Here is an 11,841-nt window from a genome sequence, read left to right as displayed (position 1 = left end):
GAGGGAGATGTGATATTTATCACATATTAATAATGATTCACAAATTGTTAAAATTCGGATTTATGTGGAGAGATAAGTGAAAGGGAATTTTTTATATGGGTAGGTGGGGGAGTGAAGAGACCCGCACCTAATTAAATAATAGTAAGCTACCCAATGAAATGATGGGGGAAGTGTGACTATTTCTTACACAATGAAAAAGCAGGACATGAGCATGTATACTCATGTCCTGTGCTTTATCTATGCTTTCGTAATTGCACGTGGAAATAAAATGTTATTTTCTAAATGTATATGCTCAAATAAATCAGATTCTAAAGCTTCAAGACGTTGGTAAACAAGTCGATAAGTGCCGCAAGCTCCTTCTGGAGGAGTAAAGTCATTTGTCACTTTACGAAGTTCTTTAATAATATTGCCAGCGTGGTTATGTTCATTCTCCAACTCATCCACTACTTTACGTAATTTTGCATAGTTTTCATCAGTTGGATGTTGTTCGAATTCTAAAATTAATGGGAAATCTTCTGTTTCTTCTTTAATTAAATGCTGTTCTAGTTCCATTTTAAGTTCATGAAATAGCTTATGAATTTGAGCTAAATGAGGCTGACTTGCTCCATGGACGCGTAATACTTTCGTTACATACGGACTTAATTGTGGCAACTCTTCATTTAAATAGCGATGGTGCTTATTTATAACATAATCAATCAATTCACGATAAGAAGCATTTTTCCAATCAATTTCAGATTCATTTAATCGTTTCGTATTATGATAAAGCGTATTTAACTCTGTAAGTACTTCTGTTGCTGATAAATTTCTTTCATGAATTGCATCAATAAGTGGTTTATTACCACCACAACAAAAATCTATTCTATATGATTTAAAAAGATCACTAGCTTTCGGAAATTGTGTAACAATCTCACCGACAATAGAAGTTTCAGTAAATGTATGTTCCATATGAATGCCTCCATAAAGTTTAATGTGATAACTAAACCAAGAATAGCAATATATTAAAATCAATGTGGTGATATAAATCACTTATTATGTGTCATTTTTGAGAATAATAAAATGAATTTGATTCAAGCAAAAGGGACAGTAATAAAAAAGAAGCTCGTACTGAGCTTCTTTTTTATTACTATTTTTCGCATGCAACTCCATCGCCATCACGATCAAGTTTAGAGCTATAACCTGGTTGCCCTTTATAAAGAGGAGCTTTCCCAGCTGCTCTAACTGCCGCACAATTTGCATAGGATACACTACTAGTATCTCCTGTAGCCTGTTGTACTTGAGCTTGTTGTGCTTTTTGCTGCTCTTCTTGTTGTTTACGAGCTTGTTCATCAGCTAAGCGCTTTTGTTCCTCTTGTTGTTTACGAGCCTGTTCATCAGCTAAGCGCTTTTGTTCCTCTTGTTGTTTACGAGCCTGTTCATCAGCTTGATGTTTTTGCTCCTCTTGTTGTTTACGGGTTTCTTCATCAGCGAGGCGTTTTTGCTCTTCTTGTTGTTTACGAGCTTGTTCTTCGGCTAGACGTTTTTCCTCCTCTTGCTTATGAGCTTGCTCTTCGGCTTGGCGTTTTTCCTCCTCTTGCTTACGAGCTTGTTCTTCCACTTGAAGTTTCTCATCTTCTTGTTTTTTAGTTTTTTCGTCCGCTTCTTTCTTTGCTGCCTCTTCTTTTTTGTCGTTATCTTTTTGTTCTGCATTGTTAGATGCAATTTTTTTACTAGTTGCTGTCGTCTTTTCAGAAGAAGGAGCTGAAATACTTAATAATGCAACAAAAATGACAAATAAAATAGCTGTAATAATAAATTGTTTTTTTGCTACACCAGTCTTTTTAATTACAGATAAGATTGCTAGCACAAGGAAGAAAATAAATAAAACAAAACTTAAAATAGAAAAGAATTCAACAATTGGGTTATTAGAAGTCTCAGCACTAGTTATTATTAATACAATCGAAATCATAAAAAGAATAACGGCAGGACGACCATATTGTTTTGCTTTTCCATTTTTCTTAAAGAATGAAATGATACATAAAATTAAAAGAATAAAAGCAATAAAAAATAAAGCTGCACCAATATTACTCAAAATAGCCATTTTCATACCTCCATTTGTAAGATTTTCTCTATTGATTATATAGGAACTTATTGGATAATACACGTTTTCTATTCATTTCGAAAATTAATATTTTTAATAGACATATAAACGATTAATGTGTATATAAAGAAAAATGGATATATTTCCTATTACTTTTTTAAAGAGATTTCATAAATTATAGTATATCGATTGAAAGGAGGAGATTTGAATGGAATTTCAATTGTTAGTGAATTGTATATTACAAGAAGGTAATGCGTACTTTTTAGTAACGAAGGTAGACGATGTAATTACGTTAAAAGTACCGATTACAGCAGGAGTAGCAGCATTATTTTTAGCTTTTGGTGTACCAAGATGTTCTTAATTTAAATCTCTATAGTAGAAAGAGGAGGATAAGCCTCCTCTTTCTACTATTACATAATTATTTTATGTAAACTATAATGGTGTTTTATATTAGCACGTTTAAAATGGACATGCATATACTATAATGTTTCATTGGCGTTTGTGATGAACGATAGTTTTGATAAGTGATATTCTTTTAAGTTATGAAAATAAAAGAGGTGCTATTATATATGAAAAGAAGAACATTAGATATTCCAGTTTCATTGCGAAGAGAGTGGTTTTTAATAGAGTTAGCTCATTTAACGAAAAAATATGGAATTGAAATTGCAACTAGCAATATGGAAGCCGCACCGTTTTTAAGGGATCAAGTTACGGAATCAAAAATAGGAGCAGGGCTACAATACGATAAATATGATGATGAGTATATAATTGAAATGTAAGTAATACATGGCACAAAAAGAAATGCTTAATAATACTAGTCTTTTAAAAGAGTAACACTGATAAGGAATTACGCTATAAAAAATTATAAAATAAAGCAGATTCTATATATAGAATCTGCTTTATTATGAAATATTTTTAATCAACTAGCCTCTTTCTAATATTTTTCCTACATATTTCTCTTGAGTGATTCCAAAAGATTCACGAAGAATGCGAGCATATTCTTTAGAACCTATTGGTCGTTTATTTTTTGTGCCTTTAAAGGTTTCTGTATAATTTTTTTTCGTTAATGATATGTGACCATAATCAATTAATTTACAAGTGATAGCCCCTTTATTAAAAGGCGATTCGTTATGCTCTACAATTACTTTTTGAATGTTATTCACTTTTTTCTCATCTATTGGATCTATAGTGAAAGTATAGCCTATTTTCCATTTATTTGAAGGTTCAGATTGTAAGAAACTTGTAGATTCGCCGTTTGCCCCTTTTCGCATTTCTAAAATATGTGTACCTTTTCGGGTATTTCGTTTGTAAATTCGATATTCTCCCGTTTGAGAAGATATGACTTCGCCATTAAAAGGGACTGGATGTAAAGGGAGATGAGATGCAAAACCTGCATCCACAATATAATCTGTATGATCATGACTTAAAATGATAATGACATGACCATCATCAGGTTTCCATTTATTATCGTAAAGATCGTATACAGTACCAGCTACTTTGTATACTTGAAACCCACAATCAATTAAAAAGTAATACAATAAGGAATTTAATTCATAACAAAGACCGCCTCGTTTTTGAATAAGTAACTTTTCTACTAAGTTATTTTTTGAAATGTTTTTAATAGTACCAGCCATAATATCAAGATTTTCATAGGGAAAAATCATTCCCATTTTTAAGAGGACTTCATCTAAGTCATCAAATGTTAGTTCTTTTGCGGGAATTTTTAATCGTTTAAAAAACTCCTTTTGTAAATTGGTCATCATAAAGCATTCTCCTTTCTTTTTACAGAATTTTCTTCTGCTCACCGATAGGTTAGTACTTCTAAAAACTTAATTCAAGTCTGCGAAAATTATCAGAATATATGTTTCTGAAAATATGATTGTATATTTTGAAATTTCAGTTAAATACTTAGTCATAGGAAAGTCTTACAATACAAGCTCCTTTTAAATTCGTTTGTATGTAATGAAAAGAAAATACATATCTTCATTATGTTTTTAAATAACTAATTAGTAATAAAATGTTTTTTCACTAAAATTTTTTCAAGATTTGTATACTTTATATAAACAATCATGATTTGAAAAACATCTGGATGTAGTGAAGTTAACAAGTATTGAGAAATTTTTTTGTCGTGTTTACTCAAAAGGAAGAGATGGAAACGAAGAGAATAACGTGAGTTAAGGAAGAGGGTGTACGAGTAATCACCTGAATATAGGGCTAACATCTTTTTCAAGTAAAAAGATTAGCTATTATTAAGGGAGAAAATATAAATTATTACAAAGAGCACCTTCTTTCAAAAAAAGTGGGGGGAGTAACATGCGATTAATGAGAAGATGTGTTGCCTTACTAATTATATTTTTTATCATGGCTCCATCGATTAGTACAAATGTAAGGGCAGAAGTTGTAAAAGAGCTTGGAAAGGGGTTTCCTGATACAGAAGTATTTACACCTGGCGATTGGTTTTTAGGTCAAAAACCAACTAATTATGATGAGAATAAGCCTCCAATTCTCTTTGTACAAGGCAGAAATGGTAATGCGGATAGTTGGTATGGAAAGACTGTATATCACGATATAAATGATATGTATGACTATGCGTTGAAAGCGGGATATCAAACGGTATTTATTCAATTATATGATGCGGCAGGGAAAGGATCGGCTAGTCAGTGGGACAACGGAAAATTGTTAGCACAAAAACTGGAAGAAATATATAATCATTTCGGTAAAAAGGTTACTATTGTAGCGCATAGTAAAGGCGGTATAGATACACAAGCGGCATTAGTTGGATATGGTGCGAATCGATTTGTTGGGAATATTATTACACTTGCGACACCACATCACGGCTCAAATTTAGCGGATTTATCATATAGTTGGTGGGCAGGTTGGCTTGCTTCTATATTAGGTCAAAAAGATGATGGTACGTACGCGTTACAAATAGGGGAAATGGCAAAATTTCGTTCAACGATAGATAATAATCCAGCAGTTAAATTAAACCGTTACTATACGGCTACTGGGACTAGCTGGGGACCAGTATTTTCTGCGTTATCTATGGGCGGATTATATTTGTCATCGTACGGCTCGAATGATGGATTAGTAAATGAATGGAGTGCTAAGCTACCATATGGCACACATTTATTTACAGATTCCAAATTTGATCATGACAATATACGAAAAGGATCAGCTGTTTTCGCACGAATTGAACCATATTTACGTACTGCAAATGTAGGCGTGCCAGCTTTAGTAGCACCAAGTAATAGTTCAGAAGAAAATATAGAGCAATTAAATACAACTTCTAATCAAAATATTTTAGGGGGAGAATTGCCACAAAATCAGTGGATAGAGCAAGCTGTGGCGGTTGATAAAAAGGCAGAAGGAATAGTTTCTGTATTAACAGCTGCTTCTGATGTAGAAATACAACTAATATCTCCAAAAGGAAAAGTGTATACAAATAAAGATAGTACGATAACTACTGGTGAAGGTGAATCTTTCTTTAATGGGGCAACAATTAGTACATTTAAATTTGACAAAATGGACGTAGGAGAATGGAGAGTTAAAATGATGGCGAAGCAGTCGAAAGATGCATACTTAATTGTAAGCGATCACAAAAGTGGCGCGCCATTCGTTCTTCAAATGCCAACAAAAGTCAAAATAAACAAATCAGAGTATAAACTGAAAAAATCACCTGCGGCACCTGAAATGAAAGGAGATCTTTCCATAACAGTAAGAGTTGTTAATAAAGAAGGGAAGCTAGTCTCTGAATTTAATGAATTACAAAATGTTAATACAAATACATTTACAGGTGCTTTGAAGGACATAAAGCAACCAGGGGTATATAACGTTACGATGGATATAAAAGGGATAAATAAAGAAGGAAAACCTTATAATCGTACGATTGTTAAGTCGGTTTATGTGGAGAAGTAAGAGTGAATAGATTTTGATATGAAAATTGCCGAAACCTTGTGTTAGAAGGGGACGGCAATTTTTTATGTTTATTAGGTTAACAGAATAATGAAATAGGGGTTTACGTTCTATAATGGGAAAGAACCACTAAAAGGAACAGTTATAAACTCAGTTTGCCAGAAAGTACCGTAAGCTGGCTTTGATGGTTTATGTGAATCGTGGCAGGAACATCTTTTATACGAGTTTGAAGAATGATAGTATGAACCCAATATATTACCTCCTGATGATTAATAAATGTAAGATGCATAGTAGTATATATAAATGAACTACTATTGGCATGTATGCCTGTCCTGTATAAGGTGGTAGATTTGGAATATAAAGCACTCAAATGGTGAAATGTAGTTTATTAGAATAATATGTATAACGATTTTTGAAGACGAAAAAAATAATAATTTGGTAGAAAAATGAACTGAAGTTCTAAATAAATTGAAGTATTGATGAAACGCTTATTATACGAATTGCACCTGAAAAAGTAGCATTGTTATTTTTTGGTGCGATAATGTTGTCGTTTAGCGAATTGCTCCTATTTAAACGTTTGTATATTAGAGTCTTTATTCGTTACTTTTTATTTGTGCAGTTGGGCAGGAAGAAGACGAAAGGTATCGAATTCATTTACATAGGAAGCATTGTTTGCTTTTGGTGTGAATAATAGTTAAAGATACGTTGAAATATTTAAAACTGTAACGAAAGAGCTATTAAATAATAGAGGGAGCAACTTACATGGAAAATATATTAAAGGTATCTTCAAAATCAAGTCCAAATTCAGTTGCAGGTGCAATAGCAGGTGTACTAAGAGCAAATGGCAATGTGGAAATCCAAGTAATTGGGGCAGGTTCTTTAAATCAAGCAATTAAAGCAATTGCGATTGCAAGAGGATTTGTTGCTCCAAGTGGTGTTGATTTGGCTTTTGTTCCAGCATTTCAAGAGATTTCTATCAATAATCAAGAAAGAACAGCAATTAAATTAATTGTAGGTCCTAGAAAGAGAAGATCCTAATAGAGTGCCTTTATAGGATGTGATTTGAAAAGTGCGATAGAAATCGTCCTTTTCTTTTTTTATTTATATTTTAAAGTTGAATTTTTAGTAATAAGCATTAGTGTAGTTAATAAAAAGTGTCGCAAATGCTTGTATAACAGGCACTTGTGACACTTTTGTAGTTTTATATAATATAAAATGAACAATTCTAAAACTGCTCATTCTTCTCCCAAGATTCAACGATATAGTATGACAAACCTTATTATATCAAGGTTTGTAAGTGGTGATTTACCTCGATGCTCACATTTTGCTCACATTAAATCTTTTCATTTTTTATCAGGTGTTTTCATTAGATTTGATTATGCTCTCAAAGTTTTCTGCTGCTTGTTGCTGCATGTTCTGTGTGATATGACTATATTTGTCTAAAGTCATTTGAATAGAGGAATGCCCTAAGCGATCTTGTACGATTTTAGGGTGTTCTCCAGCCTGAAGCATAAGTGTAGCGTGAGTATGTCGTAAGTCGTGTATACGAATTCGAGGAACACCAGCTTTTTTATAGTGATCATTCAAAAAGCGATGGGGAGCATCTATATGTAAGGGCGAATGTATGGTATTGCCGGTAAAAATAAACGCCTCATCATTCAAGTGTATACCCCAGCGGAAAAATTCTTTCTTTTTATAGGAGTAGTAGGATTGTAACTTCTCTATAACAAAAGAAGAGATACTAATGCTTCTATTTGAAGACTTAGTTTTTGTAGCAGCTTTAAATAGTCCTTTTTCTGTTTTTACAAGTGATTTATTAACCAGGATACGTTTATTATCAAAGTCAATATCTTTCCACGTTAGTGCGAGTAATTCTCCGCGTCTCATACCTGTATAGATTGCAAGTAAGAAGAGCATATGGTATTTAATGTTTTTTTCTTTTAGATACTGGAGGAATCGATTACATTCCTCGCTAGACCATGTTTTCATTTCACCTTGCTCTTCACGTGGTTTTTTAACCTTATTCAATATATTATCATGTATAATTTCCCATTCTACAGCGTGTTTGAAAATGCATCTTAGGCAACGATGGATATTGCTGATTGTACCATTTGAGAGTCCTTTTTCCTTAAGTTCAGCATAGTAGCTTTGAATCATTACGGGCTTAATACTCTTAATTTTTTTATAACCAAACGGTGGAAGGATATAGAGCTTTACTAAGCTCATGTCTTTCTCATAAGATGTAATTTTTAATTCAGCTTTACGAAGAGGCTTTAACTTTTCCCAAACATCTAAAACAGTTAATTGTTTGTCATCAAAATATATTCCTTTCTCTATCTCTGTAATCATCGTTGCAGCAGCATTTTGGGCTTCTTTTTTTGTTCTAAATCCACTCTTACTTTTTTGCTGGCGTTTTCCTGTGGCCGGATCTATACCGATATCTATTATAAAAGACCACGTATTTCCACGTTTACGAAAACTTCCTTTCATATTCAATACCTCCTGAATCGTTATTTTTGTAAATTACAATATTTTAATATTTGATTCTATAATTTACTTGCTAATAATTGATTTTTATAATGTAAAAGCCTTTTTTCAGCAAATTGTGTTGTTACATTGAATTTTTCTGAGATTATATATGCTTTTAACTGTAGGGGAGGAATCTTTCGTAACATAAAAGTAGGTACACAAAATTGTTGTGCGAAGTTTTTAGCCTTTGCTTCTTGATAATCCAGAAACATTTGATGCATTAATAATTGATTACCAGAATGAAATAGGATGTGACAGGTCTCATGACCAAAATCTTCCCATTGTTCTTGCTGAGAAATACGATTATCAATAACTAAGTTAGCTATTTGATTTCTTTTCATTGCATGACTTCCAAACGGAGCAAAGTAAAGCCAAATGTTTAGCTTTTTCGCAATCTCTATCATATCGATTTGTTCAGGAACAATTATAGATAAGGATTGGTACAAGTGCTGGATATAGTCCTCAAGTTGTGTTGTGTAGTAGGGTTGCGATTGAAACATGATTTTCACTCCATTAAATTTATAAAATAAGAACACTTGTTCTTATTTTATAATAAAAGAGAAAGAATTTGAAGTTTTATTTTTTTATATTAATTTATATACATATAATTATGTAGGGTTGTTAATTTATATCTTGCCAGGAATTAAATGTTAAGATACGGTAATAAATGAATAAAATACATGGTAAAGTATGGTGGTAGCAATTGGAATCGAAAAAAATTGTAAAAGCTAAAGAGCTAATGGTGTTTGTGAATTATGTGATCAACCAGCTCCTTTTGAGGATTAGAATAGGAATCCTTATCTAGAATCCCATCATGTAGAATGGCTATCGCGAGGTGGGAAAGGTTCTATTTATAATACAGTTGGTGTATGTGCGAACTGTCACCATCGCTTACCTGTTTTAGATGATAAGTCCGATGTTGAAAAGTTAGAGAGGAAATTGGAACAAAATATGAAGATAGTAAGTTAATTATTAAACAATCTACTTAAGAAAGAGGTTACATATAAATCGTTCATAGATTCAGGTGTGCCGAAAGCTCTTGAGCATAGAGAATTGAAATGGGTTAATGTTATGAATCTATTAAAATTGAACTGGGCACCAGCAGATCTGCCAACGGTATGGCGTTTGAAAAGGGAATTAAAAATATAACAAAAATTGTAACATATATAAATTAATTTTATTGAATAAAGGGAGAGAAATTATAATGGATGAATTAGCTACTCGTACTGCAGTTTCAGTTGCATCGGGCTTAATTTTGGAGCCTGTAAAGCATGTGCTGGATACTTGGTTGAAGCCAAAGTTAGAGGAGAGTAAGAAAACGAGAGAAATAGACAGGAAATTAGAGACATTTGTATTTGAAGTTTTCTCTGATTATCTAAATAGAACTTATGAAGAACAGAATAATATAAATGTTATTGCACTTGGCCTACAGCAAATCAAAGTTAAACAAATCTATGTTCCCTTAACTATATATTCAAAAGAAAAACGTGAAGAAATATGTATCGATGAATATAAAGAGGATTTTTCTGAGCGGTATAAAAAGGTTGTTGTTGTGGATAATGCAGGTATGGGGAAATCTACATTGATGAAAACAATGTTTATATCAGCTATTGAGCAAAATATGGGGATTCCAGTATTTATTGAACTGCGAAACTTAACCAAAGAAAAAGATATTATAGATGTTATTGTAGAAAATATATCAACATTAAAGGAGACTCATAGTAAGGACTTTTTAGTGGAAGTAATTAATAGAGGCGGGTTTATATTTTTTCTAGATGGTTATGATGAAATTCCGTTTCAATATAAACAAGATGTTACAAGACAATTAAAACGATTTATTTCACTAGCAGGTAACAATATCTTTTATCTAACCTCAAGACCAGACGAGTCTTTAGCTAGTTTTGGGGAATTTCAACAGTATGAGATTAAAGATTTAAAAATAGAAGAAGCTTACAAGCTAATTAAGAAATATGATGATGTAGTTCAGTTAAATTTATATACATCAATTACAAAACAAATTGATGAAAATATAACACAGCAACGTTTTTCAGAATTGAAATCCTTTTTAGGGAATCCTTTGTTAGTATCTTTTTTATATTTGACTTTTAAACATAAAAAGGATATTCCAGCTCTAAAAATAGAGTTTTATAGAAAAGTTTATGATGCACTTTTTGAAAGTCATGATTTATCCAAGGATAGTTATAAAAGGGATAAATATAGTGGATTATCAAGTGGAAGTATGCAAAAAATTTTAATAAAGTTGGGATTCCTATGTCTAAGAGAGAATGTAAACGATTATGATAAAAATAAAATGTTAAAGTTAATTGGTCAAGCAAAGAATAGTCCATATTTTAAGGATATTCAAGAAGAACTTATATTTAAGGATTTACTTGAAACAGTACCCCTATTTACAAGTGAAGGATTAAGTTTTAAGTGGGCACATAAATCATTTATGGAGTATTTTGCGGCGTATTTTATTGATAACCAGGAAAATAGGGAAGAGATTTTAAATAATATATATAAAAGTTCTAATTTCCCCATCTATTTCAATATGCTTGATTTTTATTATGATATTGACAGAAAATTATTTGATAAAGTATTTGTATATCCAATAATAAAAAAATTTCTTAAATATATATCGACTCATACTACTAATCCGACAGAAAATAATTTGAAACTACAGTATTTAGAAACCTGGTTTAATAGAGGGATGATTTCTTATTCTAGAGTAGACACAAAAGCATCGCCATTCCGAGCCCATATGGGTAATTGGGATAAACTGAAAGAAATTATCGGAGATATGTTTTCTGATCAAATACCATCAATCAATGATTATAAAATAAGAACAACGGTTTTGGGTGGTAGAGGTCAGCAAATAATTTTTGAAAGGGATATTAAGATAGAGTACATTTTGAGACTATTGAAAAATAAAAGAAGTAGTTTGATAAAAGAACTTCATTGGAATTATTTTTCTTATTCTGAGAAAAATAATTTTGTTGTTTTCGATGAAAACTTAAGTTTAGATGAGATGGATGAGCATGTATTGAAATTGCAAGTAGAAGCTTATGCAGAAGAGACTAATGGATTTGCTATAGATTATCTGGAGGCATTAAAATATAAAGAATTAATTGAAGAAGAAATACAGCTTCAAGAAGAGGATCTATTTAAAAATTTATAAAAAGTTAACTAAGTATATTTAACAAGTGTAAATGAATGAATCGGACTGTCTTGCTGGAAAATAGAAATATTGACTTGTAATAAATGATAAATATAGATTGCCCGAATTATAGTAAAAAGAAAAAATTGGAACAATTATTTTGTCA

Annotated in this window: 10 protein-coding genes and 3 pseudogenes; 7 read left to right on the top strand and 6 right to left on the bottom strand. The window is 31.8% G+C overall.

Features of this window, described 5'->3' with window-relative positions; genetic code table 11:
• Window positions 1-237 precede the first annotated feature (237 nt).
• The gene (gene ric, locus JDS81_RS18170) at window positions 238-945 is read right to left on the bottom strand and encodes an iron-sulfur cluster repair di-iron protein (RefSeq protein ID WP_000401362.1); all 708 of its coding nucleotides are present in this window, start codon (window positions 943-945) and stop codon (window positions 238-240) included.
• A 178-nt stretch (window positions 946-1,123) separates the two neighbouring features.
• Window positions 1,124-2,077 (bottom strand): excalibur calcium-binding domain-containing protein, encoded by a 954-nt coding sequence (locus tag JDS81_RS18165; protein ID WP_099004125.1) that lies wholly within the window; start codon window positions 2,075-2,077, stop codon window positions 1,124-1,126.
• 208 nt (window positions 2,078-2,285) lie between these two features.
• Here JDS81_RS18165 and exsG point away from each other — a divergent pair, with 208 nt between their 5' ends.
• Together exsG and JDS81_RS18155 are read left to right on the top strand one after the other, a co-directional pair.
• Complete coding sequence (gene exsG, locus JDS81_RS18160; protein ID WP_000395673.1) at window positions 2,286-2,438, top strand: exosporium protein ExsG; 153 nt, start codon at window positions 2,286-2,288, stop codon at window positions 2,436-2,438.
• A 208-nt stretch (window positions 2,439-2,646) separates the two neighbouring features.
• Window positions 2,647-2,856, top strand: a complete 210-nt coding sequence (locus JDS81_RS18155) for a hypothetical protein (protein ID WP_141499547.1) — start codon at window positions 2,647-2,649, stop codon at window positions 2,854-2,856.
• A 144-nt stretch (window positions 2,857-3,000) separates the two neighbouring features.
• On the opposite strand, the gene JDS81_RS18150 is transcribed toward JDS81_RS18155, so the two are convergent.
• Window positions 3,001-3,840, bottom strand: a complete 840-nt coding sequence (locus JDS81_RS18150; RefSeq protein ID WP_097954722.1) for an arylamine N-acetyltransferase family protein — start codon at window positions 3,838-3,840, stop codon at window positions 3,001-3,003.
• A gap of 550 nt (window positions 3,841-4,390) precedes the next feature.
• Between JDS81_RS18150 and JDS81_RS18145 the strand changes: the two genes are divergently transcribed.
• Window positions 4,391-5,992: an esterase/lipase family protein gene (locus JDS81_RS18145; protein WP_097954721.1), complete on the top strand. Its 1,602-nt coding sequence runs from the start codon at window positions 4,391-4,393 to the stop codon at window positions 5,990-5,992.
• A gap of 113 nt (window positions 5,993-6,105) precedes the next feature.
• Here the strand turns inward: JDS81_RS18145 and JDS81_RS31100 are convergent.
• Window positions 6,106-6,240, bottom strand: a pseudogene (locus JDS81_RS31100) (preprotein translocase); the annotation flags it as partial.
• 511 nt (window positions 6,241-6,751) lie between these two features.
• Here JDS81_RS31100 and JDS81_RS18140 point away from each other — a divergent pair.
• Complete coding sequence (locus tag JDS81_RS18140; protein ID WP_000427795.1) at window positions 6,752-7,027, top strand: stage V sporulation protein S; 276 nt, start codon at window positions 6,752-6,754, stop codon at window positions 7,025-7,027.
• 315 nt (window positions 7,028-7,342) lie between these two features.
• On the opposite strand, the gene JDS81_RS18135 is transcribed toward JDS81_RS18140, so the two are convergent.
• Together JDS81_RS18135 and JDS81_RS18130 are read right to left on the bottom strand one after the other, a co-directional pair.
• Window positions 7,343-8,479, bottom strand: coding sequence for a site-specific integrase (locus tag JDS81_RS18135; RefSeq protein WP_098145738.1), 1,137 nt, complete (start codon window positions 8,477-8,479; stop codon window positions 7,343-7,345).
• Window positions 8,480-8,535: 56 nt separating this feature from the next.
• Window positions 8,536-9,018: an ImmA/IrrE family metallo-endopeptidase gene (locus JDS81_RS18130; RefSeq protein WP_098145737.1), complete on the bottom strand. Its 483-nt coding sequence runs from the start codon at window positions 9,016-9,018 to the stop codon at window positions 8,536-8,538.
• Window positions 9,019-9,325: 307 nt separating this feature from the next.
• Here JDS81_RS18130 and JDS81_RS30460 point away from each other — a divergent pair.
• The 3 genes and pseudogenes from JDS81_RS30460 to JDS81_RS18120 all read left to right on the top strand — a co-directional run.
• Window positions 9,326-9,487: pseudogene (locus tag JDS81_RS30460) on the top strand (HNH endonuclease); the annotation flags it as partial.
• 27 nt (window positions 9,488-9,514) lie between these two features.
• Window positions 9,515-9,667 (top strand): annotated as a pseudogene (locus tag JDS81_RS31095) (NUDIX hydrolase); the annotation flags it as partial.
• 55 nt (window positions 9,668-9,722) lie between these two features.
• Window positions 9,723-11,696: an NACHT domain-containing protein gene (locus tag JDS81_RS18120; RefSeq protein WP_098145735.1), complete on the top strand. Its 1,974-nt coding sequence runs from the start codon at window positions 9,723-9,725 to the stop codon at window positions 11,694-11,696.
• The last annotated feature ends 145 nt before the right edge of the window (window positions 11,697-11,841 follow it).

Source organism: Bacillus cereus group sp. N31 (assembly GCF_016483245.1).
Taxonomy (GTDB): Bacteria; Bacillota; Bacilli; order Bacillales; family Bacillaceae_G; genus Bacillus_A; species Bacillus_A toyonensis.
The sequence above is the reverse complement of the archived record's forward strand: the minus strand, read 5'-3'. Positions and strand labels throughout refer to the sequence as shown.

Bases quoted from the DNA above. Each gene is read 5' to 3' on its own strand.
- ric (WP_000401362.1), bottom strand. From the start codon at position 945: ATGGAACATACATTTACTGAAACTTCTATTGTCGGTGAGATTGTTACA.
- JDS81_RS18165 (WP_099004125.1), bottom strand. From the start codon at position 2,077: ATGGCTATTTTGAGTAATATTGGTGCAGCTTTATTTTTTATTGCTTTT.
- exsG (WP_000395673.1), top strand. From the start codon at position 2,286: ATGGAATTTCAATTGTTAGTGAATTGTATATTACAAGAAGGTAATGCG.
- JDS81_RS18155 (WP_141499547.1), top strand. From the start codon at position 2,647: ATGAAAAGAAGAACATTAGATATTCCAGTTTCATTGCGAAGAGAGTGG.
- JDS81_RS18150 (WP_097954722.1), bottom strand. From the start codon at position 3,840: ATGATGACCAATTTACAAAAGGAGTTTTTTAAACGATTAAAAATTCCC.
- JDS81_RS18145 (WP_097954721.1), top strand. From the start codon at position 4,391: ATGCGATTAATGAGAAGATGTGTTGCCTTACTAATTATATTTTTTATC.
- JDS81_RS18140 (WP_000427795.1), top strand. From the start codon at position 6,752: ATGGAAAATATATTAAAGGTATCTTCAAAATCAAGTCCAAATTCAGTT.
- JDS81_RS18135 (WP_098145738.1), bottom strand. From the start codon at position 8,479: ATGAAAGGAAGTTTTCGTAAACGTGGAAATACGTGGTCTTTTATAATA.
- JDS81_RS18130 (WP_098145737.1), bottom strand. From the start codon at position 9,018: ATGTTTCAATCGCAACCCTACTACACAACACAACTTGAGGACTATATC.
- JDS81_RS18120 (WP_098145735.1), top strand. From the start codon at position 9,723: ATGGATGAATTAGCTACTCGTACTGCAGTTTCAGTTGCATCGGGCTTA.